Genomic DNA, 26583 nt, shown 5'->3' on the forward strand with positions numbered 1-26583 from the left:
TCAGACCACATGGATACCGTTCTGTACCCACAGGTGATGGCTCGGATCCTCCTGGGCCGTGTATTGGTTATAGTCGATGCCGTCGGCGGTTTGGTTCCCGACCAGGGTCCAGTTGTCCGTCATGTGAACCGTGTCTTTGTCGTCCCCCTTGATGATCAGTGTGTCGGTGCCGGTTTCGGTGATGGCCACCACGTCCGACAGGTTGAGGGTGAGCGCCACCGCGCTGGTGTCGTTGAGGTCGATGATTTCGATGTCATGCACCCGATCGGCCAGGTTGCCCAGGTCGATGCTGGCATCGCCGCCGCCCCACAGCAGGGTGTCGGTGCCTGTGCCACCCTCGACGCTGGCGAAGTTCTGGTCGACCACCACCAGGGTGTCGTTACCCGCACCACCCAGCAGGGTGATATGGCCACCCTGGCTGCCGTCGAGGTGATCGTTGCCATCGGTGCCCGCGATCACTTCGCTGGAGGCCGCCGCTGCGACACTGGCCAGTGCTACCCCTTCGTCACCCGTGTCGGCCAGCAGCGCCATGGTGGTGGTCAGGTTGGCGGCGTTGTCCAGGTTGATGGTGAGTGTTGCCGTGTCGGTGGTGCCGTTGGGATGGGTCAGTTCGTAGGTGAAGGTGTCGTGTTGGCCAATCACTGCCGAGGTCAACCCGGTGTTGAGGGTGTAGGTGTAGCTGCCGTCGGCATGCACCAGCAGCGTGCCGTAGGTACCCGCCACGCTGACCCCGTTGTAGCCCGGGATGGTGTAGGTGTTCGCCGCTGTCAGCACGCTCAGCACGGTCAGTGCCGAACCGACGTTATCGTCGCTCAGCAGGTTGCCGGTAGCCTGGGTAGCGCTGCCCACCACGAATTGGTCCAGGTGCGTGGCAGTGGCATTGACGGTGGTGGTGATCGAGCCGCCACCGATCCCGCCTGACGTCACTTTCACATGGTATGTGCCAGGGCCTTGGTCCTGGAAGGTGTAGGCGGCCCCACCTCCGAGCAAACTGATGAGCGAGCCCCCATTCACCGTCTGTACCGAAACGTACAGGCCGGTCGCCGGGTTGAGCTTGAGCAGCTCGATGGTGGTCCCGCTGAGCAGGCCCACGAGGTTGGTGGAGTTCACCACGACCTGCAGGTCGGTCAAGGTATTGGCTGCGACCGTGGTGGTATAGGTGGCAGAGCGTGAACCGACCACCGGCAGGCTGAGCGGTGTAAAGGTAATGGTTGTGGTCGATTCCGGATTGATCAGGCTGATATGGCTGTTGCCCACGTCATTGACCGCATCCACCACCGTGGCCGGTGCAGCGTAGTTGCTGTTGCTCCACACCTCCGTGGCCTGTGGGCTGTCGATACGCACATACAGGTTGGCAGAGTCGGACAGGCCGTTCGCGTGCACCAGCTGGTAGCTGAACACATCGACCTTGCCGACGCTGGCCGGGCTGCCGTTCGGCGTGTAGGTGTAGCTGCCGTCTGCGCGGATCACCAGGGTGCCGTACAAGCCTTGTACCGTGGTGGCGGTGCCTGCCGCGACATAACTGCCGTCCTTGAACACCTGCAGCACGGCACCGCTGTCCGGGCCGCGGGCATCGACGGTGCCGTCGGTACCCACGTCGGTGATGACGTTGCCGGTGGTGGCGGTGCCAGTCCCTGTGAACTGGGTCAGGCTGGTAGCCGTGATGTCCAGCGAAGTGGTCACGTTGGTGATCAGGCCAATGCCGCCACTGCCCACGGTCAGACGGTAGTCGCCGGCTTGCAGGGTGCCTATATCGACTTGCAGCCCCAGCGGCAGCACGATCAGGTCAAGCAGGCCCTGGGTATTGCCGGTGGCAAGGGTCACCCAGGCGCCGGTAGCGTCTTTCACTTGCAGGGTGAACGTGGAGTTATTGAGCAACGCCAACACGCTGTTGGTGGTCAGCGTGAGGGTCGGGTCCACCGTGGTGCCGGCGGCTACGGTCCAGGTGTAGGTCTTGGTGAAGCCCGACAAAAGCGTGGTGAAACTGTCGGTGTAGGTCTTGGTGGCGGAGACCGGCACCAGGTTGACCGTTGCCGTCGCCAGGTTGTCGCTGGCGATGACCGGTGCGTTGGCATCCACATCGGGTGCTGTGACGGTGACGTTGCCCGACGCGTTGCCACGCGGGTCGGTGAGGGTCACCGAAAGGACCTGGCCGTTGTCCTGTGGCGGGGTCAGGGTCACAGTGAAACTGCCGTTCGGTTGCACGGTCGCGGTCTGCAGCACCGTGCCGCTGGCGCTGCGCACCGTGACCGTCGCGCCCGCCTCGCCACTGCCTGTGAGGGTACCGCCGTCGGCGCTGATCTGCAGGTTGCCGGCGGCTGCGGGTGGGGTCAGGTCGGGCGCGGTCAGCGCGGTGCTGGTGGAGACGTTGCCGGCGCTGTCCGTGAGAGTGACGCTGAGCGCCTGGTTGTCGATTTGCGCGGCAGCCAGGCTGACCACGAACACGCCGTTGCTGCCTACCGTTGCCGTGCCCAGAACGGTACCTGCGCTATTGCGCACGGTAACGGTGCTGCCGGCCTGGCCAGAGCCGCTGACCGAGGTGCCGTTGGTATTGATGCTGGCCAACGGCGCCGCTGGCGGCGTGGTGTCCGGTGCGGTCAGGCTGGTGCTGGCGGACAGGTTGCCAGCAGCATCGGTCTGGCGCACCACCAGCAGTTGCCCGTCGTTCTGTGGCGCGGTCAGGGTAATGCTGAAGGTGCCGTCGGGTTGCACCAGGCCGGTACCGACCTGGCCGTTCGGGCCTTGCACGGTGACGGTTGCGCCTGCTTCGCCGTTACCGGTCAGTACCGTACCCGTGCCGTTGATGGCCACATTGGTCGGTACGGCTGGCGGCTGAACGTCGACAGCCGTGTAGTGGGTGCTGCCAGACACGTTACCTGCGACGTCGGCCTGGCTCACGCCCAGTACCTGGCCGTTGAGCTGCGCAGCGTTGAGGTTGACGGTGAACACGCCACCGCCATTTACCAACGCCGTGCCGAGCACGTTGTTGCTGGCGTCACGCACCGTCACCGTGGCACCGGCTTCACCGGTACCGCTCAGCACCAGGCCGTTGGCCGACAGGCTGGTGACCACCGGGTTGGCTGGTGGGGTGATGTCGGCCGCTTGCAGGAAGACGGGCTGCGATTCGCTGCCCAGCAGCGAGACTGCCGTCACCGAGATGTGCTCGCCGTTGAGCTGTTGCGAGTTCAGCGTCAGGCTGAAACCACCATTGCCTAGGTTAGCGGTACCTGAGCCGATCAGGTTTCCTGCGGCATCGTAGACGCGGATGCTTGCGCCGGTTGCTGCGGTACCGGTCAAGGTCAGGCCATCGCTGCCCAGGATCACGTTGGTCGGTGGTTCGGGTGGCGGGAGCAGAGGGGTGATGTATGTCGTGGCCCCGGAGGTATTGGTGCCGTCGGACTGTGTCACGGAAAGGAATGCGGCTGCGCCCGGCGTCGGCGAAAGGTTTATCTGGAAGTTGCCCGCAGCGTCCACCAAACCGGTCCCGATCACGGTACCGTTGATACCACCGATTCTGACGGTGACCGTGGCATTGGCTTCGCCCCTGCCAGTCAGCGAACTGTAGGTGTTGTCGATCGCCAGGTTGGTCACCAAGGCGGGTGGTGAGGTGTCGCTGGTCTGGTAGCTGGCGGGTACCGAGGCGTTGCCGGCAGCGTCCGTGGACACCACTGTCAGCAGTTGGCCGTTGTTCTGTGCCGGGCTGATGGCAACGGTGAACTGGCCGTTGTCACCAACCACAACCAGGCCCACGACGGTGTTGCTTGGGTTACGCACGGTAATGGTGGTGCCGGCTTCTGCCGTACCGGTCATTGACGTGCCTGCGGGGTTGAGCAGCAGGTTGCCTGGCTGCATAGGCGGCGTCAGGTCTGGCGCGGTCATCTGCAGGGGCGCCGACGGGTTGCCGGTGGCGTCCTGGGTGATGACGGTCAGTACCTGGCCGTTGATTTGCGGGCTGTTCAGGTCGAGGACAAAAGTGCCATCCGGGTCGACAGTCACTTGGCCCAGCAGGTCGCCGTTGTTGTTGAGCACGGTGACGTGGGTACCGGCTTCGGCGGTGCCGATCACTTGGGTACCGCTGTCGTTGATCGAGGCAATCACGGTGGCCGGTGGTGTGGTGTCCAACGCCGTGACGGTGCTGATCGACGATATGTTGCCGCTGCTGTCGGTCAGCGTTACTTGCAGCACCTGGCCATTGAGTTGCGGTGTATCCAGTTCGACCACGAAGGTGCCGCTGGCGGCCACCACGGCCGTACCGACCTGTGTGGTGCCGACATAGACGCGCACTGTCGCACCTGCTTCGCCGACACCGCCCAGTTCATCGCCTGCCACATTGAGCCGCAGCTCGGTCGCGGCGGCAGGCGGCGTATGGTCCGGTGCCTGCACGGTGACCGGCAAGCTGATGTTGCCGGGTGGGTCGGCCTGTTGCACCGACAGCACCTGGTGGTTGATTTGCGCGGGTGAGAGCTCAACGCGGAAAGTACCGTCTGCCAGTACCGTGCCGGTACCCACCACGGCACCGGCGGCGTTGCTCACGGTGACTGTCGCGCCCGCTTCGCCCAGGCCGCTGACCACGCTGCCATCGGCGTTGATCACCACTGCGGTAAGCGCGGCCGGCGGGGTGAAGTCCGGGGTTTGCAGGGTGGCCACGGCCGACACGTTGCCGGCCGCATCAGCCTGGGTGAAGCTGAGCAGCTCGGCGTTGCCCAGCGCCGGGCTCAGGGTGATGGTGAAGTGGCCGCTGGCATCGACGGTGGCGCTGCCGATTGGCTGGCCTGCCGGGTTGGTCACTGTCACCAGCGCGCCGACTTCGCCACGGCCGGTGATGGTCACGCCATCACTGGAGATGGCCAGCTCGGCGGGTGCTGCGGGTGGCGTTGTGTCCGGCGCGGTGACGGTGCTGGCGGCGGACTGGTTGCCAGCCGCATCGGTCAGCACTACCTGCACCTGCTGGCCGTTGGCTTGAGGCGAGGCGAGGTTGACCTGGAAGGTGCCGTCGGCGCGTACCGTTGCACTGCCCAGCACCGTGCCGTCGGCGGCGAGCACGCGAACAGCGGCCCCCGCTTCGCCGGAACCGTTGAGCAGGCTGCCACCGCCGGCGAAGGCCAGGTTGTCGGGGGCATCTGGCGCCACGCGGTCCGGGGCGGTCAGGCTGACGCTGTTGGACTCGTTGCCGGCTACATCGGACTGGCTGGCACTGAGCTGTTCGCCGTTGACTTGCGCGGCGCTCAGGTTGACGCTGAAGTTGCCACTGGCATCGACCACGGCGGTGCCCAGGTCTATACCGCCTTCACCTGTCACGGTAACGGTAGCCCCAGGCTCACCGCGCCCACTGAGTACCAGGCCGTCGTTGGACAGCACCAGGTGGGTCAGCGGTAGCGGTGCCGTTGTGTCCGGCGCCTGCAGGGTCGCCGGCAGCGATACGGCGCCGTCGCTGCCGGTGGCGCTCACTTCCAGCACCTCGCCGTTAGCCTGGGCGCTGCCGAGGTTGACGGTGAAGGTGCCGTCGTTGGCCACCTGGCTGCTGCCCAACAATGCGCCATTGGGGCCATACACCTTGACCGTGCTGCCCACCGCTGCGGTGCCAGTCACCGACAGGCCGTCGGCGGCCAGTACCAGGTTGTCCGGTGTTGCCGGTGCCAGAAGGCCCGGCGCGGTGACGTTTTGTGCGGGGGAGACGTTCTGTGCGGCATCGGCCTGGACCACGCTCAGGCTTTCACCCGTGATCGCGGCTGGCGACAGGGTTACGCTGAAGTGACCGTCAGCGCCGACTGTGGCTGTGCCCAGCACGGTGTTGTCGGGTGCCCGCACGGTGACTGTCGCACCGGCTTCGCCATTGCCAGTCAGGGTGGTGCCACTGGCAGAAACCGCCAGGTTGGTCACGGCCGCTGGCGGCGTGGTATCGGCTGCGGTGTAAGGCGTGACCGGCGACACGTTGCCGGCTGCGTCGGTGGCGGTTACTTGCAGGGCCTGCCCGTTGGTCTGGGCACTGTTCAGGGTGACCTGGAAGGTGCCGTTGCTGCCGACGACCGCAGTGCCCAGCACATTGCCGCTGGCATCGCGCACGGTCACGGTGCTGCCGGTTTCGGCGTTACCGGTGAGTTGCAGCCCGGTGGCCGCCAGGGCCAGTGCGGTCGGTGCGGCGGGTGGCGTGAAGTCCGGCGCGGTCACCGCCACGGCAGCAGAGGTGTTGTTGCCCGCGTCGGTCTGGGTAACGCTCAGGTACTGGGCATTGAGCTGGGCGCTGTTCAGGGTCAGGGTGAAGCTGCCGTTGGCAGCCACCAGACCGGTGCCGATGATGGTGCCGTCCGGGCCGCGCACGGTGACCGTGGCCCCGGCTTCGCCCAGTCCGGTCAGGGTCAGGCCGTTGTTGTTCAGCGCCACGTTGGTCAGCGGGGCTGGTGGGGTCAGGTCCGGGGTTGCCACGTTGACGGCTGGCGACGTGTTGCCGGCGGCATCTGCTTGCGTCACACCGATGGCCTGGCCAGTGGTTTGCGGGGTGTCGAAGGTCACCGTAAAGCGACCGTCGGCACCCACGGTGGCCGTGCCCAGTACGGCACCGGCGGCGTTGCGCACCTGCACGGTAGCACCCACTTCGCCGCTGCCGGACAGCTGCCGGCCGTCCTGGCTCAGTACCGGGTTGGTGATGGCGGCCGGTGGCGTGCGGTCTGGCGTGGCCAGGCTGGCCGGGCCGGAGATGTTGCCGGCGGCATCGCTGAGGGTGACTTGCAGCGGGCTGCCGCTGGTTTGCGCGCTGGGCAGGGTGACCTGGAACTGGCCGCTCTGGTTGACGGTGCCGGTGGCCAGGATGGCGCCACTGGCATCGCGTACGGTCACGGTAGCGCCGGCTTCGCCTTGGCCGCTGAGCACGGTGGCCGCGTTGTTGAGGCTGAGGTTGCTGGCAGCCAGCGGTGCCTGCAGGTCGGGTGCTTGCAGAGTGGCCGCGAGTGAAACGTTACCCGCAGCGTCGGCCTGGGTCACGATCAGGTTCTGCCCATTGGCCACGGCTGGCGAGAAGCTGATGCTGAACAGGCCGTTGCTGCCAACGGGTGCAGTACCCAGCACGTTGCCCTGCGCATCCACCACGCGCACGGTAGCGCCCACTTCGCCCTGGCCGGTCAGCGTGCTGCCGGTGGCGTTTAGCACGACTTGGGTTGGCGCGTTGGGTGCCGTGGTGTCATTGGCCACGATGATGGCCGGCACCGAAGGCAGGCCATCGACGGTAGCCTTGGCACTGACCTGCAAGATCTGGGCGTTGAGCTGGGCGTTCTGGAAGAACACGCGGAAGGTGCCATCGCTGCCGACGGTGGCGGTGCCCAGGGTGGTGCTACCAGAGGTCACGGTGATCAGCGAACCGATCGTGCCCTGGCCGGTCAGCAGGAAGCCGTCGGCACTGATGGACAGGGCCGATGGCGTGGCCACCTCGGTGCCGGTCGGGCCAGCCAGTGGCACCTCGGGCGATTCGTTGCCGGCAGGGTCGATCACGACCACATCGACGGTTTCGCCGGTGGTCAGCGGCGGGTCGACGTCAACCACGAAGGTACCGTCGGGCCCTACGGTTATCGTGCCGCGCACGCTGCCATCATCCTGGTTGCGGATCTCCACCGTGCTGCCAGGCTCCGCAGTACCACCCACGGTGCTGCCGTCCGGGTTCACGGTAAGGCCGGTGGCCGCATCCGGTTTGGTTGTATCCGGGGCGTTGACGGAGACCGGAGCAGAGTCGTTACCGGCTGCGTCGGTCACCACCACGGTCACGGTCTGGCCATTGGTCAGCGGGGTATCCAGCGGTACGCTGAAACTGCCATCTGAATCGACGGCCACCACGACCACATTGCCATTCCCGTCGTTCACGGACACCGAGTTGGCGCCAGGCGCACTGCCAGTGACGGTGCTGCCGTCCGGACTGACCAGCACACCTGTGGGCGCCGCAGGTGGCGTGATGTCCGGCGCATTGATCTGGCCGGGCAGGGACACATTGCCGGCGGTATCGGTCAGGGTCACATTGAGTGACTGGCCGTCCAGTTGGGCGGGCGAGAGCGGCACTGTGAAGCGGCCACCTGGCGGCACGACGATGGTACCCACCAGGGTGCCGTCGGTAAGCCGCACTTCCACCGTGGACCCTGCTTCACCGGTACCCTGGATGGCGTTGCCGCCAGGGGTGATGGTGAGGCCGCCCGGTGCCGTTGGCGCGCTGCTGTCATCGGCGGTGAGGCTGGCAGAGGGTGAGGCATTGCCACCGCCATCGATCAAGACCACGGACAATACTTCGCCGTTGGTTTGGGCGGGGGCGAGTGGTACTTCGAACGTGCCGTCGGGCTCCACCTGAATGCTGCCCAGCAGGTCGCCTGCCGCGTTGCGAACCTCTACGGTGCTGCCTGCCTCGCCTTGACCGCTGAGCAGGGTACCGGTCGGATCCAGGCCCAGGCCTTGCGCCGGTAGCGGTGCCTCGAAGTCAGGCGCAGTCACGGTACCGGCGGGCGAGTCGTTGCCAGCGTTGTCTGCCTGGGTGACAGACAGGGTCTGGCCATTGAGCTGCGGCGGGTCGATGCTCACCAGGAAGCTGCCATCGGGCTGAACCGTGGCGGTGCCCAGCACGGTACCCGCGGTGTTGGTGACACTCACCTGCGCCCCCGGCTCGCCGCTGCCGGTAATGGTCCGGCCATCGCCGGACAGGGTCAGGCCGGTCGGGGTAGCTGGCAACTCGGTGTCCGGCGCCGGCAGGTCGACTGCCGGTGACAGGTTGCCGGTTGGGTCACGCTGCTCAACGGTCAGTGCCTGGCCGTTGGTTTGCGGTGGGATGAGGGTAATTTCGAACGCGCCGCCGGCGCCGACCAGTGTGCTGCCCAACACGCTGCCATCCGGCCCACGCACGGTCACGGTGGCGCCAGCTTCGCCGCTGCCGGTGACCGTGGTGCCGGTGCCATCGATGGTCGGGTTGCTGACCGCCTGCGGTGGCGTGGAGTCGGGGGCTGTAAAGCTCACCGGCCCCGCGCTGTTGCCCAGGTTGTCGGTGGCCTCGACGCTCAGGCTTTCACCATTGCGCTGTGGTGCGTTGAGGGTGACGTCGAAGCGGCCGTCCCCACCCACCGTGGCGATACCCAGCACGTTGCCGTTGGCATCGCGCACGGTGACGATGGAGCCGCTTTGGCCCAGGCCGGTCAGGTGAATGCCTGCGGTATCGACAGCCATCCCCGAGGGTTGCAGCGGGCCATCGGTATCGGGTGCGATGAGGGTGGCGGTTGAGGTGTTGCCGGCAGCATCGCGCAGCACCACGTCCAGCTCTTGGCCGTCGGTCTGCGGCGGGTTGAGGACCACGCTGATCACGCCGTCGGCGCCGACCTGGGCGTTGCCCAGCAGGGTACCTTGGGCGCTTATGACCTGCACGGTGGTGCCTGGTTCACCGCGGCCGGTGAGCAGGCTGCCATCGGCGCTTACTTGCAGTTGGCTGGCTTCATTGGGCGGGGTGATATCGGGGGCGGTGATCTGGGTCGGCAGCGAGCTGTTGCCCGCGCCATCGACAGCCACCACATCCAGGGTTTCGCCGTTGGCCTGTGACGGGTTCAGGTTGATGACGAAGCTGCCGCCCGGGCCCGCCTGGGCGCTGCCCAACACATTGCCCTGGGCATCGCGCACCTGCACTTGCGTGCCTACCGGTGCGATACCGGCGACGCTGGAGCCGTCGCCGGCTATCACCACCCCGCTCGGGCTCTCGGGCAGCGGTGCATTGGCAACCGTCACACTGAGCCCCACCGACGTATTGCCAGCGGCATCGATCTGCACCAGCACGAGGGTTTCGCCCGCAGCCAGCGGCACTTCAAGGTCGACCACGAAGCTGCCATTCGGAGCCACGTTGCCGGTACCGATGACGGTGCCCTGTGCATCACGCACTTCCACCTTGGCACCGGGTTCGCCACGGCCAGACACGGCCAGGCTGCCATCAGCTGCCACCACGTCGGTGACAAGTGTCGGGTCGGTGATGTCCGGTGCCACATAGCTTAGTGGTACCGAACTGTTGCCTGCCGCGTCTGTCACGGTAATGGACAAGGTTTCGCCATTGGCCTGTGGCGGGTCGAGGGTAAGGCTGAAACTGCCATCAGGTTGAGCAATGGCGCTGCCGATCAGGTTGCCCGAGGCATCTTTCACCTCCACCCGGGCGCCGCCTTCGGCAGTGCCGGTCAGGCTATCGCCATCGGTCAGTACCAGGCCTGTTGGTTGCAGCGGTGCCACAAGGTCTGGTGCCGTCAGCGGGCTAGGTGTGGAGACGTTACCGGCAGCATCGGTCAGGGTCACTTGCAGGGCCGAGCCATCGACCACCGGGGTTGGCAGTTGCACATTGAAGCTGCCGTCGGGCTGTACGGTGCCGCTTATCAGCACTTGGCCCTGATCATCGAGCACTTTCACGGTGGCGCCCACTTCGCCACGACCGGAGACCGTACGGCCATCGTTGCTGATGACCACCTCGGTAGCAGGTTGCGGCGGCGTAGTATCACCGCCGTTGTCCACGATCGGTGCGGTAACGCTACCTGCCGTGGAGGCGTTGCCAGCGGCATCGGTAGCGGTCACCTGCAACTGCTCGCCTGCCACTTGTGGCGGAGTAAGGCCGATGCTGAAGGCCCCGTTGGCGCCGACGACGATGCTGCCCAGCAAGGTAGTGCCGTCGGCGGCCAGCACACGCACGGTGCTGCCGGCCTCGGCACGCCCAGTCACCACGCTGCCATCGGCGCTGACGGCCAGTTCGCTTGGCGTGACGGGCGCAGTGATATCGGGCGCGGTGACTTGTGCTGGCAGCGACGAGGTACCGTTGCTGTCGATGGCCACTACGTCGAGCAGCTCACCGTTGGCCTGAGCCGGGTTGAGCACAACAGTGAAGGTGCCCCCAGCACCCACCACGATACTGCCGACCACGGAGCCGTCGGCATCATGCACTTCCACACGGCTGCCGACCGGTGCAGTGCCGCTGATGCTGGTGCCGTCTGCGGCGACTACCAGGTCGCTCGGGCTGGCCGGTGTGGTCACCAGCGGTACGTCGAAGGTCAACGCGTCGGAGGCATTGCCGCTGGCGTCGGTCTGCACCAGGTTCAGGCGTTCACCCGGCTGCGCAGCCGGGTCGAGGTCGAGCAGGAAGGTGCCGTTGCCGGTCACTGTGCCTGTGCCGATCAGCGTGCCATTGGTATCCCGCACCTCTACGGTGGCACCGGCTTCACCGCGCCCACTCAGGGTCAGGCCATCGGCACCGACCACGATATTGCTGACCTGCGCAGGTGCGGTGATGTCCGGGGCGTTGAACGCAAGCGGCGTCGAGGTATTGCCTGTGGCGTCCAGCAGGCGGATGTCGAGGACTTCGCCATTGGCCTGGGCAGGGGACAGGGTAACGCTGAAGCTGCCGTTCGGGTTGACCACACCACTGCCGATCACGTTGCCTGAGGCATCGCGCACCTGCACGGTGGCGCCAGGCTCACCGCTACCGGTCAACGTAACGCCGCCGGCCAGGTCCAGGCCGGTTGGCTGCGCTGGGGCCTGCAAGTCTGGGGAGGCCACCGTGCCAGGGGTTGAGGCATTGCCGGCGGCATCGGTCAGCACCACTTGCAGGGTGCTGCCATCATTGACCGGCGGGGCCAAGGTGATCTGGAAGGTGCCATCCGGGTTGACCGTGCCGCTGGCCAGCACGTTGCCCTGGGCATCGCGCACCTGCACGCTTGCACCCGCTTCGCCACGGCCGTTCAGTTGGCCACCGGCCAAGGTGATCGTCAGGTTGGTCGGGGCCTGAGGTGGCGTGATATCGACACCGTCGATATCTGGCGCAGTGACGTTACCGGCACTGGAGGCATTGCCGGTGGCGTCGGTGGCGGTGACTTGCAGCACTTCGCCGTCGACCTGCGGTGGGCTGAGGGTGATGCTGAAGCTACCTGTCGCACCCACTACCGCCGTACCCAGCACGGTAGACCCGTCGGCTGCCAGCACACGTACGGTGCTGCCCACCTCGGCGCGGCCGGTGACGACGGTGCCATTGGCATTGATCGCGAGTTCGCTCGGGGCAACCGGGGCGGTGATGTCCGGCGCACTGACCTGCACGGGAAGGGACGATGCCCCTGTGCCGTCGATGGCCACCACATCCAGCAGTTCGCCGTTGGCCTGGGCCGGGTTGAGGATGATGGTGAAGGTGCCATCGGCGCCCACCACCACGCTACCGACCAGGTTGCCATTGCCATCACGCACTTCCACACGGCTGCCGACCGGGGCAGAACCCTCGAGGCGGGTGCCATCAGCGGCAACCACCAGGCCGCTCGGGCTGTCGGGGGCAGTGGTCAGTGGCACCTCATACTGCAAGGCTTCCGACGCGTTGCCGCTCGGGTCGGTTTGCACCAGGCTCAGCACGGCGCCCGGCTGGGCTGCCGGGTCGAGGTTGACCACGAAGGTGCCGTTGGTGCCGACCGTGGCGGTGCCGATGACGGTACCGCCGGCATCACGCACTTCAACGTTGGCCCCCGCTTCGCCGCGACCGCTGAGCACCAGGCCACCGGCACCGACTACAACACTGCTGACGGCAGCAGGCGGGGTGATGTCGGGTGCATCGAACTGCAGTGGCGCAGAGCTGTTGCCGGCGGCATCCACCACCCTCACGTCCAGCGCCTCGCCATTGGCCTGGGCAGGGAACAGTGTGACGCTGAAGGTACCGCCCGCGTTGACCAGTCCCGTGCCAATCACATTGCCGGCGCTGTTGCGCACCTGCACGACGGCACCGGGTTCTCCGCGACCGGTGAAGGTGACGCCATCGGCCAGTGCCAGGTCGGTGGGTTGCGCTGGAGCCTGTAGATCCTGCGAGGTGACCGAGCCGGGTTGCGAGACGTTGCCGGCGGCGTCGGTGAGGGTGACCTGCACGGTACTGCCGTCGTTCACGGCAGGGGTCAAGGTCACGGTGAAAGCGCCATCCGGGCCGACCGTACCGGTTGCCAGAACCGTGCCGGCGGCGTCACGCACCTGCACGGTGGTGCCGGCCTCACCACGCCCGCTCAGCTGGCTGCCGGCCAGTGTGATCGCCAGGTTGGTCGGAGTGTCGGGTGGCGTGGTATCGCCACCGTCGATGTCTGGCGCGGTGACTGAACCTGCGGTCGAGGTGTTGCCTGCCGCATCGGTGGCAGTGGCTTGCAGCACTTCGCCGTCGACCTGCGGTGGGCTTAGGGTGATGCTGAAGCTTCCGGTGGCGCCAACCACGACGGTACCCAGTACGGTGGTGCCATCGGCGGCCAGCACGCGCACGGTGCTACCCGGTTCGGCGCGGCCGGTGACGGCAGTGCCATCGGCGTTGACGGCCAGTTCGCTCGGGGCGGCAGGCGCGGTAATGTCTGGCGCGTTGATCTGCGTTGGCAGCGACGATACTCCAGCATCGTCGATGGCTACTACGTCCAGCAGTTCGCCATTGGCCTGGGCCGGGGCCAGAACGACGGTGAAGCTGCCATCAGGGCTGGCCACGACACTGCCGATCAGCGTGCCGTTGGCGTCGTGCACTTCCACGCGGGTACCGGCAGGCGCCGTGCCGCTGATACTGGTGCCGTCCTCGGCGAACACCAGTTCGCTGGGGCTGGCCGGGGCGGTGGTTACCGGGACTTCGAACTGCAGCGCTTCGGAGGCGTTGCCGCTTGGGTCGGTCTGCACCAGGCTCAGTTGCTCGCCGGGCTGCACGGCCGGGTCGAGGTCGATCAGGAAGGTGCCGTTGGCAGCCACCACGCCGGTGCCGATCAGTGTGCCATTGGCATCACGCACCTCGACCGTGGCGCCGGCTTCGCCACGTCCGCTCAGGGCCAGGCCGCCGCTGGCGACCGCGATGTTGCTGACCGTGGCAGGTGGCGTGATATCCGGGGCATCGAACTGCAGCGGCGCAGAGGTGTTGCCAGCCGCGTCTACAAGGCGAACGTCCAGCGCTTCGCCATTGGCCTGGGCAGGCGAGAGGGTGACGCTGAACAGCCCATCGGCACCGACTACGCCCGTACCGATGATGTTGCCGCCAGCATCGCGCACCTGCACGGTGGCACCCGGTTCGCCGCGACCGGTGAAGGTCGCGCCATCGGCCAGGGCCAGATCGGTGGGTTGAGCCGGAGGCAACAGATCACTGGATGTTACCGAGCCGGGCTGCGAAACGTTGCCGGCAGCGTCGGTCAGGGTGACCTGCAGGGTGCTGCCATCGATCACAGCAGGGGCGAGGGTGACGGTGAAAGTGCCATCAGCACCCACTGTGCCTGTCGCGATGACATTGCCTGCGGCATCTCGGACCTGCACGGTGGTGCCGGCTTCGCCACGCCCGCTCAGCTGGCTACCTGCCAAACTGATGATCAGATTGGTTGGCGCTGCGGGTGGCGTGGTATCGACGCCGTCGATATCCGGTGCGGTGACCGAGCTGGCCGTTGAGGTATTGCCGGCCGCATCGGTTGCAGTAGCTTGCAATACTTCGCCGTCTACTTGCGGCGGAGTCAGGTTGATGCTGAACACGCCGGTCGGGCCGACCACGGCGGTGCCCAGTTCGGTGCCATTGGCAGAAACGATGCGCACGGTGCTGCCCGGTTCGGCACGGCCGGTAAGCACGGTGCCGTCAGCGCTGACGGCCAGATCGGTCGGGGCGGCAGGCGCAGTGATATCCGGTGCGGTGATTTGTGCGGGCAGCGAAGAGACGCCGCTGTCATCGATGGCGACCACATCCAGCAACTCGCCGTTGGCCTGGGCGGGATTGAGCTCGATGCTGAAGGTGCCGTCGGCGTTGGCAATGGCACTGCCGATCAGCGTGCCGTTGGCGTCATGGACCTCTACGCGGGTGCCAGCAGGGGCGGAACCGGTGAGGGTAGTGCCGTCGGCATCGATGACCAGGTTGCTCGGGCTGTCTGGTGCGGTGGTCAGCGGTACATCGTATTCGAGGGCAACGGAGGTGTTGCCGCTTGGGTCGGTCTGCACCAGGCTCAGCTGGTCACCCGGCTGTACCGCAGGATCAAGGTTGATGAGGAAGGTGCCATTGGCCCCGACCACGCCGGTACCGATCACGGTGCCGTTGGCATCACGCACCTCGACGGTGGCACCCGGTTCGCCTCGGCCGCTCAGAGCCAGGCCGCCACTGCCGACCAGGATGTTGCTGACCGCCGCTGGCGGGGTGATGTCGGGTGCTGTGAATTCACGCGGGATAGAGCTGTTGCCGGCAGCGTCCACCAGACGCACATCCAGCGCTTCGCCATTGGCCTGGGCAGGCGAGAGGGTGACGCTGAACAGCCCATCGGCACCGACTACGCCCGTACCGATGATGTTGCCGCCAGCATCGCGCACCTGCACGGTGGCACCCGGTTCGCCGCGCCCGGTGAAGGTCACGCCATCGGCCAAGGCCAGATCGGTGGGTTGAGCCGGAGGCAACAGATCACTGGAGGTTACCGAGCCGGGCGGCGAAACGTTGCCGGCAGCGTCGGTCAGGGTGACCTGCAGGGTGCTGCCATCGATCACAGCAGGGGCGAGGGTGACGGTGAAAGTGCCATCAGCACCCACTGTGCCTGTCGCGATGACATTGCCTGCGGCATCACGGACCTGCACGGTGGTGCCGGCTTCGCCACGGCCACTTAAACGCTGGCCGGCCAGGCCGATCACAAGGTTTGTGGGCGCTGCGGGCGGTGTGGTATCGACGCCGTCGATATCCGGTGCGGTGACTGAGCTGGCCGTCGAAGTATTGCCGGCCGTATCGGTTGAAGTAGCTTGCAGTACTTCGCCGTCAACTTGCGGCGGAGTCAGGTTGATGCTGAACACGCCGGTCGGGCCGACCACGGCGGTGCCCAGTTCGGTGCCATTGGCGGAAACGATGCGCACGGTGCTGCCCGGTTCGGCACGGCCGGTAAGCACGGTGCCGTCAGCGCTGACGGCCAGATCGGTCGGGGCGGCCGGCGCGGTGATATCCGGTGCGGTGATCTGAGCGGGCAGCGAAGAGACGCCGCTGTCATCGATGGCGACGACATCCAGCAGTTCGCCGTTGGCCTGTGGCGGGCTCAGCTCGATGCTGAAGGTGCCGTCGGCGTTGGCGATGGCACTGCCGATCAGCGTGCCGTTGGCATCGTGAACTTCCACGCGGGTGCCGGCAGGTGCGGAACCGGTGAGGGTAGTGCCGCCGGCATCGATGGCCAGGTTGCTCGGGCTGTCTGGCGCAGTGGTCAGCGGTACATCGTATTCGAGGGCAACGGAGGTGTTGCCGCTTGGGTCGGTCTGCACCAGGTTCAGCTGGTCACCCGGCTGCACAGCTGGATTGAGGTCGATCAGGAAGGTGCCGTTCGCACCGACAACTCCCGTGCCGATCAGCGTGCCGTTGGCGTCACGCACTTCGACCGTTGCCCCCGGCTCACCACGCCCGCTCAGGGATGTTCCTCCGGCGCCGACCGCGATATTGCTCACGGCATCGGGTGGAGTGATATCCGGGGCATCGAATTGCAGCGGCGCAGAGGTGTTGCCAGCCGCGTCCACCAGGCGCACATCTAGCGCTTCGCCGTTGGCCTGTGCAGGCGAGAGGGTGACGCTGAACAGCCCATCGGCACCGACTACGCCCGTACCGATGATGTTGCCGCCAGCATCGCGCACCTGCACGGTGGCACCCGGTTCGCCGCGACCGGTGAAGGTCACGCCGTTGACCAAGGTCAGGTCGGTGGGTTGTGCCGGCGGTAGCAGATCGCTAGAGGTCACCGAGCCCGGCTGCGAAACGTTGCCGGCAGCGTCGGTCAGGGTGACTTGCAGGGTGCTGCCATCGATCACGGCAGGGGCGAGGGTGACGGTGAAAGTGCCATCAGCACCCACTGTGCCTGTCGCGATGACATTGCCTGCGGCGTCACGGACCTGCACGGTGGTGCCGGCTTCGCCACGGCCACTGAGTTTGCTGCCCGCGAGACCGATCGCCAGGTTGGTCGGAGCCTCTGGCGGGGTAGTGTCACCGCCGTCAATGTCTGGTGCGGTGACCGAGCTGGCCGTTGAGGTATTGCCGGCCGCATCGGTTGAAGTAGCTTGCAGTACTTCGCCGTCTACTTGCGGTGGGGCGAGGCTGATGCTGAATACACCCGTCGGGCCGACCACGACGGTGCCCAGTTCGGTGCCATTGGCAGAAACGATGCGCACGGTGCTGCCCGGTTCGGCACGGCCGGTAAGCACGGTGCCGTCAGCGCTGACGGCCAGATCGGTCGGGGCGGCAGGCGCAGTGATATCCGGTGCGGTGATTTGTGCGGGCAGCGAAGAGACGCCGCTGTCATCAATGGCGACCACATCCAGCAGTTCGCCGTTGGCTTGTGGCGGGTTCAGTTCGATGCTGAAGGTGCCGTCGGCGTTGGCAATGGCGCTGCCGATCAGCGTGCCGTTGGCATCGTGAACTTCCACGCGGGTGCCGGCAGGGGCGGAACCTGTGAGGGTGGTGCCGTCGGCATCGATGACCAGGTTGCTCGGGCTGTCTGGCGCAGTGGTCAGCGGTACATCGTATTCGAGGGCAACGGAGGTGTTGCCGCTTGGGTCGGTCTGCACCAGGTTCAGCTGGTCACCCGGCTGCACAGCTGGATTGAGGTCGATCAGGAAGGTGCCGTTCGCACCGACAACTCCCGTGCCGATCAGCGTGCCGTTGGCGTCACGCACTTCGACCGTTGCCCCCGGCTCACCACGCCCGCTCAGGGATGTTCCTCCGGCGCCGACCGCGATATTGCTCACGGCATCGGGTGGAGTGATATCCGGGGCATCGAATTGCAGCGGCGCAGAGGTGTTGCCAGCCGCGTCCACCAAGCGCACGTCCAGCGCTTCGCCGTTGGCCTGTGCAGGGGAGAGGGTGACGCTGAACAGTCCATCGGCACCGACCACGCCCGTACCGATGATGTTGCCGCCGGCATCACGCACCTGCACGGTGGCACCCGGTTCGCCGCGACCGGTGAAGGTCACGCCATTAACCAAGGTCAGGTCGGTGGGTTGAGCCGGAGGCAGCAGGTCGGTGGAGGTGACTGAGCCGGGCGGCGAAACGTTGCCTGCGGCGTCAGTGAGGGTGACTTGCAGGGTACTGCCGTCGATCACGGCAGGGGCCAGGGTGACCGTGAAAGTGCCATCAGCACCCACTGTGCCGGTCGCCAGCAGGTTGCCGGCAGCGTCACGCACCTGCACGGAAGCGCCGGCTTCGCCGCGCCCGCTCAGTTGGTTACCGGCCAGACCGATGATCAGATTGGTCGGGGCATCAGGCGGCGTGGTATCGCCACCGTCAATGTCAGGTGCGGTGACCGAGCTGGCCGTCGAAGTATTGCCGGCAGCATCGGTCGCGGTGGCTTGCAATACTTCGCCGTCTACTTGCGGTGGGGCGAGGCTGATGCTGAATACACCCGTCGGGCCGACCACGACGGTGCCCAGTTCGGTGCCATTGGCAGAAACGATGCGCACGGTGCTGCCCGGTTCGGCACGGCCGGTAAGCACGGTGCCGTCAGCGCTGACGGCCAGATCGGTCGGGGCGGCAGGCGCAGTGATATCCGGCGCGGTGATTTGTGCGGGCAGCGAAGAGACGCCGCTGTCATCAATGGCGACCACATCCAGCAGTTCGCCGTTGACTTGTGGCGGGCTCAGCTCGATGCTGAAGGTGCCGTCGGCATTGGCGATGGCGCTGCCGATCAGGGTGCCGTTGGCGTCGTGAACTTCCACGCGGGTGCCAGCAGGTGCGGAACCGGTGAGGGTAGTGCCGCCGGCATCGATGGCCAGGTTGCTCGGGCTGTCTGGCGCAGTGGTCAGTGGCACATCGTATTCGAGGGCAACGGAGGCATTGCCGCTTGGGTCGGTCTGCACCAGGTTCAGCTGGTCACCCGGCTGTACCGCAGGATCAAGGTTGATGAGGAAGGTGCCATTGGCCCCGACTACTCCCGTACCGATGACGGTACCGTTGGCATCACGGACTTCGACGGTGGCACCGGGTTCGCCTCGGCCGCTCAGGGCCAGGCCGCCACTGCCGACCAGGATGTTGCTGACCGCCGCTGGCGGGGTGATGTCGGGTGCTGTGAATTCAAGCGGGATCGAGCTGTTGCCGGCAGCGTCCACCAGACGCACATCCAGCGCTTCGCCATTGGCCTGGGCAGGCGAGAGGGTGACGCTGAACAGCCCATCGGCACCGACTACGCCCGTACCGATGATGTTGCCGCCGGCATCACGCACCTGCACGGTGGCGCCCGGTTCGCCGCGACCGGTGAAGGTCACGCCATCGGCCAAAGCCAGGTCGGTGGGTTGAGCCGGCGGCAGGAGGTCGGCGGAGGTGACTGAACCGGGCGGCGAAACGTTGCCGGCAGCGTCGGTGAGGGTGACTTGCAGGGTGCTGCCGTCGATCACGGCAGGGGCCAGGGTGACGGTGAAAGTGCCATCAGCACCCACTGTTCCTGTCGCGATGACATTGCCTGCGGCATCTCGGACCTGAACGGTGGCGCCGGCTTCGCCTCGGCCACTGAGTTGGCTGCCCGCGAGACCGATCGCCAGGTTGGTCGGAGCCTCTGGCGGGGTAGTGTCACCGCCGTCAATGTCTGGCGCGGTGACAGAGCTGGCCGTTGAGGTATTGCCGGCAGCATCGGTTGCAGTAGCTTGCAATACTTCGCCGTCTACTTGCGGTGGGGCGAGGCTGATGCTGAATACACCCGTCGGGCCGACCACGGCGGTGCCCAGTTCGGTGCCATTGGCGGAAACGATGCGCACAGTGCTGCCCGGTTCGGCGCGACCGGTAATCACAGTGCCGTCAGCGCTGACGGCGAGTTCAGTCGGGGCGGCCGGCGCGGTGATATCCGGTGCGGTGATCTGTGCGGGCAGCGAGGAAACACCGCTGTCATCGATGGCGACGACATCCAGCAGTTCGCCGTTGGCCTGTGGCGGGCTCAGCTCGATGCTGAAGGTGCCGTCGGCATTGGTAATGGCGCTGCCGATCAGCGTGCCGTTGGCATCATGGACTTCGACACGGCTGCCAGCAGGGGCGGTACCGGTGAGGGTGGTGCCGTCGGCATCGATGACCAGGTTGCTCGGGCTGTCTGGTGCGGTGGTCAGCGGTACATCGTATTCGAGGGCAACGGAGGTGTTGCCGCTTGGGTCGGTCTGCACCAGGCTCAACTGGTCACCCGGTTGCACGGCTGGATCAAGGTTGATGAGGAAGGTGCCATTGGCCCCGACCACGCCGGTACCGATCACGGTGCCATTGGCATCACGGACTTCGACGGTGGCACCCGGTTCGCCTCGGCCGCTCAGGGCCAGGCCGCCACTGCCGACCAGGATGTTGCTGACTGCACTTGGCGGGGTGATGTCGGGTGCTGTGAATTCAAGCGGGATCGAGCTGTTGCCGGCAGCATCCACCAGGCGTATGTCCAGTGCCTCTCCGTTGGCCTGGGCAGGGTTAAGGGTGACGCTGAACAGTCCATCGGCACCGACTACGCCCGTACCGATGATGTTGCCGCCGGCATCACGCACCTGCACGGTGGCGCCCGGTTCGCCGCGACCGGTGAAGGTCACGCCATCGGCCAAAGCCAGGTCGGTGGGTTGAGCCGGCGGCAGGAGGTCGGCGGAGGTGACTGAACCGGACGGCGAAACGTTGCCGGCAGCGTCGGTGAGGGTGACTTGCAGGGTGCTGCCGTCGATCACGGCAGGGGCCAGGGTGACCGTGAAAGTGCCATCAGCACCCACTGTGCCGGTCGCCAGCAGGTTGCCGGCAGCGTCACGCACCTGCACGGAAGCGCCGGCTTCGCCGCGCCCGCTCAGTTGGCTACCGGCCAGGCCGATAATCAGATTGGTCGGGGCATCAGGCGGCGTGGTATCGCCACCGTCGATATCCGGTGCTGTAACCGAACTTATTACGGAGGTATTGCCCGCAGCATCGGTTGCGGTGGCCTGCAGGACTTCGCCGTCTACTTGCGGCGGAGCCAGGTTGATGCTGAACACGCCGGTCGGGCCGACCACGGCGGTGCCCAGTTCGGTGCCGTCGGCGGCAACGATGCGCACGGTGCTGCCGGGTTCGGCACGGCCGGTAAGCACGGTGCCGTCAGCGCTGACGGCCAGATCGGTCGGGGCGGCCGGCGCGGTGATATCCGGTGCGGTGATTTGTGCGGGCAGCGAGGAAACGCCACTGTCATCGATGGCGACGACATCCAGCAGCTCGCCGTTGGCCTGGGCGGGATTGAGTTCAATGCTGAAGGTGCCGTCGGCATTGGCGATGGCGCTGCCGATCAGGGTGCCGTTGGCATCATGGACTTCGACACGGGTGCCAGCAGGTGCGGAACCGGTGAGGGTGGTGCCGTCGGCATCGATGACCAGGTTGCTCGGGCTGTCTGGTGCGGTGGTCAGTGGTACATCGTATTCGAGGGCAGCGGAGGTGTTGCCGCTTGGGTCGGTCTGCACCAGGCTCAGCTGGTCACCCGGTTGCACGGCTGGATCAAGGTTGATGAGGAAGGTGCCATTGGCCCCGACCACGCCGGTACCGATCACGGTGCCGTTGGCATCACGCACCTCGACGGTGGCACCCGGTTCGCCTCGGCCGCTCAGGGCCGCTCCTCCGGCGCCGACCGCGATATTGCTCACGGCATCGGGTGGAGTGATATCCGGGGCATCGAATTGCAGCGGCGCAGAGGTGTTGCCAGCCGCGTCCACCAAGCGCACGTCCAGCGCTTCGCCGTTGGCCTGTGCAGGGGAGAGGGTGACGCTGAACAGTCCATCGGCACCGACCACGCCCGTACCGATGATGTTGCCGCCGGCATCACGCACCTGCACGGTGGCACCCGGTTCGCCGCGACCGGTGAAGGTCACGCCATTAACCAAGGTCAGGTCGGTGGGTTGTGCCGGCGGTAGCAGATCGCTAGAGGTCACCGAGCCCGGCTGCGAAACGTTGCCGGCAGCGTCGGTCAGGGTGACTTGCAGGGTGCTGCCGTCGATCACGGCAGGGGCGAGGGTGACGGTGAAAGTGCCATCAGCACCCACTGTGCCTGTCGCGATGACATTGCCTGCGGCGTCACGGACCTGCACGCTGGTGCCGGCTTCGCCACGCCCGCTCAGCTGGCTACCTGCCAAACTGATGATCAGATTGGTTGGCGCTGCGGGTGGCGTGGTATCGACGCCGTCGATATCCGGTGCGGTGACCGAGCTGGCCGTTGAGGTATTGCCGGCCGCATCGGTTGCAGTAGCTTGCAATACTTCGCCGTCTACTTGCGGCGGAGTCAGGTTGATGCTGAACACGCCGGTCGGGCCGACCACGGCGGTGCCCAGTTCGGTGCCATTGGCCGAAACGATGCGCACGGTGCTGCCCGGCTCGGCACGGCCGGTAAGCACGGTGCCGTCAGCGCTGACGGCGAGTTCAGTCGGGGCGGCCGGCGCGGTGATATCCGGTGCGGTGATCTGTGCGGGCAGCGAGGAAACACCGCTGTCATCGATGGCGACGACATCCAGCAGTTCGCCGTTGGCCTGTGGCGGGCTCAGCTCGATGCTGAAGGTGCCGTCGGCGTTGGCGATGGCGCTGCCGATCAAGGTGCCGGTGGCGTCATGGACCTCTACGCGGGTGCCGGCAGGGGCGGAACCGGTGAGGGTAGTGCCGTCGGCATCGATGGCCAGGTTGCTCGGGCTGTCTGGCGCAGTGGTCAGTGGCACATCGTATTCGAGGGCAACGGAGGTGTTGCCGCTTGGGTCGGTCTGCACCAGGTTCAGCTGGTCACCCGGCTGCACAGCTGGATTGAGGTCGATCAGGAAGGTGCCGTTCGCACCGACAACTCCCGTGCCGATCAGCGTGCCGTTGGCATCACGCACTTCGACCGTTGCCCCCGGCTCACCACGCCCGCTCAGGGATGTTCCTCCGGCGCCGACCGCGATATTGCTCACAGCATCGGGTGGAGTGATATCCGGGGCATCGAATTGCAGCGGTGCAGAGGTGTTGCCAGCCGCGTCCACCAAGCGCACGTCCAGCGCTTCGCCGTTGGCCTGTGCAGGGGAGAGGGTGACGCTGAACAGTCCATCGGCACCGACTACGCCCGTACCGATGATGTTGCCGCCAGCATCGCGCACCTGCACGGTGGCACCCGGTTCGCCGCGACCGGTGAAGGTCACGCCATCGGCCAAGGCCAGGTCGGTGGGTTGAGCCGGCGGCAGCAGGTCGGCGGAGGTGACTGAACCGGGCGGCGAAACGTTGCCGGCAGCGTCGGTGAGGGTGACTTGCAGGGTGCTGCCGTCGATCACGGCAGGGTCCAGGGTGACGGTGAAAGTGCCATCAGCACCCACTGTTCCTGTCGCGATGACATTGCCTGCGGCATCTCGGACCTGCACGGTGGCGCCGGCTTCGCCTCGGCCACTGAGTTGGCTGCCCGCGAGACCGATCGCCAGGTTGGTCGGAGCCTCTGGCGGGGTAGTGTCACCGCCGTCAATGTCTGGTGCGGTGACCGAGCTGGCCGTCGAAGTATTGCCGGCCGCATCGGTTGAAGTAGCTTGCAGTACTTCGCCGTCTACTTGCGGTGGGGCGAGGCTGATGCTGAATACACCCGTCGGGCCGACCACGGCGGTACCCAGTTCGGTGCCATTGGCGGCAACGATGCGCACGGTGCTGCCCGGTTCGGCACGGCCGGTAAGCACGGTGCCGTCTGCGCTGACGGCCAGATCGGTCGGGGCGGCAGGCGCGGTGATATCTGGTGCGGTGATCTGTGCTGGCAGCGAAGAGACGCCGCTGTCATCGATGGCGACCACATCCAGCAACTCGCCGTTGGCCTGGGCGGGATTGAGCTCGATGCTGAAGGTGCCGTCGGCGTTGGCAATGGCACTGCCGATCAGCGTGCCGTTGGCGTCATGGACCTCTACGCGGGTGCCAGCAGGGGCGGTACCGGTGAGGGTGGTGCCGTCGGCATCGATGACCAGGTTGCTCGGGCTGTCTGGTGCGGTGGTCAGCGGTACATCGTATTCGAGGGCAACGGAGGTGTTGCCGCTTGGGTCGGTCTGCACCAGGCTCAACTGGTCACCCGGTTGCACGGCTGGATCAAGGTTGATGAGGAAGGTGCCATTGGCCCCGACCACGCCGGTACCGATCACGGTGCCGTTGGCATCACGGACTTCGACGGTGGCACCGGGTTCGCCTCGGCCGCTCATGGCCAGGCCGCCACTGCCGACCAGGATGTCGCTGACTGCACTTGGCGGGGTGATGTCGGGTGCTGTGAATTCAAGCGGGATCGAGCTGTTGCCGGCAGCGTCCACCAGGCGCACATCCAGCGCTTCGCCATTGGCCTGGGCAGGCGAGAGAGTGACGCTGAACAGCCCATCGGCACCGACTACGCCCGTACCGATGATGTTGCCGCCAGCATCGCGCACCTGCACGGTGGCACCCGGTTCGCCGCGCCCGGTGAAGGTCACGCCATCGGCCAAGGCCAGTTCGCTGGGTTGAGCCGGAGGCAACAGGTCGGCGGAGGTGACCGAGCCCGGCAACGAGACGTTGCCTGCGGCGTCGGTGAGGGTGACCTGCAGGGCGCTGCCATCGATCACGGCAGGGGCGAGGGTGACGGTGAAAGTGCCATCAGCACCCACTGTTCCTGTCGCGATGACATTGCCTGCGGCATCACGGACCTGCACGCTGGTGCCGGCTTCGCCACGGCCAGTGAGCTGGCTACCGGCCAGGCCGATGACCAGTTCGGTCGGGGCTTCTGGCGCGGTGATATCCGGTGCGGTGATTTGTGCGGGCAGCGAAGAGACGCCGCTTTCATCGATGGCGACGACATCCAGCAGCTCGCCGTTAGCTTGTGGCGGGTTCAGTTCGATGCTGAAGGTGCCGTCGGCATTGGTAATGGCGCTGCCGATCAGCGTGCCGTTGGCATCATGGACTTCGACACGGCTGCCAGCAGGGGCGGAACCGGTGAGGGTGGTGCCGTCGGCATCGATGGCCAGGTTGCTCGGGCTGTCTGGCGCAGTGGTCAGTGGCACATCGTATTCGAGGGCAACGGAGGTGTTGCCGCTTGGGTCGGTCTGCACCAGGCTCAACTGGTCACCCGGTTGCACGGCTGGATCAAGGTTGATGAGGAAGGTGCCATTGGCCCCGACCACGCCGGTACCGATCACGGTGCCGTTGGCATCACGGACTTCGACAGTGGCACCGGGTTCGCCTCGGCCGCTCATGGCCAGGCCGCCACTGCCGACCAGGATGTCGCTGACTGCACTTGGCGGGGTGATGTCGGGTGCTGTGAATTCAAGCGGGATCGAGCTGTTGCCGGCAGCATCCACCAGACGTATGTCCAGTGCCTCGCCGTTGGCCTGAGCAGGGTTAAGGGTGACGCTGAACAGGCCATCGGCACCCACCACACCTGTACCAATGATAGTGCCAGTGGCATCACGCACTTGTACGGTGGCTCCTGGTTCACCGCGGCCAGTGAGGGTTACGCCGCTGGCCAGGGCGAGGTCGGTAGGCTGGTCAGGGGCGGTAGTATCAGGTGTCTCGACGTCTGGTGCTGCAATACTGGCCGAAGGCGAGGTGTTGCCGGCTGCGTCCTTGGCGCTGACCTCCAACGCCTGGCCTTCGGTCTGTGGCGGTTGCAGGGTGATACTGAACTGGCCGTCTGCACCGGCCAGTGCTGAGCCCAGCAGCACACCGTCGGCACCCCGCACTGAAACCGTAGAGCCTGGTTCTGCACGGCCGGTGAGTGTGGTGCCCTGTTCATTGATGGCAAGGTCGGCAGGTGCCAGCGGCGCAGTCACGTCCGGGGCGATGACTGTGCCAGGCGCCGAGACGTTGCCGGCGCCATCGGTCAGGGTGACTTCAAGGTTCTCGCTGTTGACCTGCGGCGGGTTCAACGTCACGTCGAAGGTGCCGTCGGCACCCACGGTGCCGCTGCCGATCAGGTTGCCGGCGGCATCACGGATGCTTACCGTGGTGCCTGCTTCACCACGGCCGGTCAGGCGCAGGCCATCCGGCGACACCAGCAGGTCGATGGGCGTGGCCGGTGCAGTGGTATCAGGGGTTGAGCCGCCGCCACTGCTGCCGCTGTTGTTGTCTGCCACTGCTGCTGCGCCCCCGACGCCGAGCAGGCTTAGCCCGGCAATTGCCCAGGTCGGCATGGCGCTACCGGCGGTGCCGATACCCGCGACCAACTCGTCCAGCGAGGCCACGTCTTCGAAGGTAAAACCAGTGAACGCTGCCGTGTCGTACTGGGCATGCCACAGGGTGCCGTCTTCGCCGACAAAGACAATGTCGCTGCCGACCCCGGCCTGGTCTACGGCGAAGAAGTTGCCGATGGTGACCTTTTCACCCGACTTCAGGGTGATGATCAGGTCTTGCCCGCGTTGGGTAACAGTGGCCACTTTGTCGGGAGACACCGGCATCTGCACGACACCTGGCCCTTTCAGGTTGATATTGCCCCAGGCGTTCTGAGTGGCGACTTCGGTTTGCTTGTCGGCGACGACGATGTTGTCCATGGATGCTCCCTGCTGGTATCCGGATCCCCCGGCCCGAACCGTTCGAGCCACAACCTGCGTAACAGGGCCCCTGTAGGGTGTTACGCGCAGTCTCGACCAGGCAGTCGAAATTCGGGTGGTTAGGGAGATATAGCAGCCAGGCGGGAAGCAACCAGATGGCTTTCTGGGTTAATCCTTTTGTAG

1 protein-coding gene is annotated in these 26583 nt (G+C 66.1%); it reads right to left on the bottom strand.

The annotated features are described in order from the left end of the window. Nucleotides 1-26400, bottom strand: a complete 26400-nt coding sequence (locus QQL85_RS01100; RefSeq protein WP_284368759.1) for a BapA/Bap/LapF family large adhesin — start codon at nucleotides 26398-26400, stop codon at nucleotides 1-3. Nucleotides 26401-26583: the final 183 nt, after the last annotated feature.

The organism is Pseudomonas putida (assembly GCF_030159595.1).
Classification (GTDB): Bacteria; Pseudomonadota; Gammaproteobacteria; order Pseudomonadales; family Pseudomonadaceae; genus Aquipseudomonas; species Aquipseudomonas putida_AC.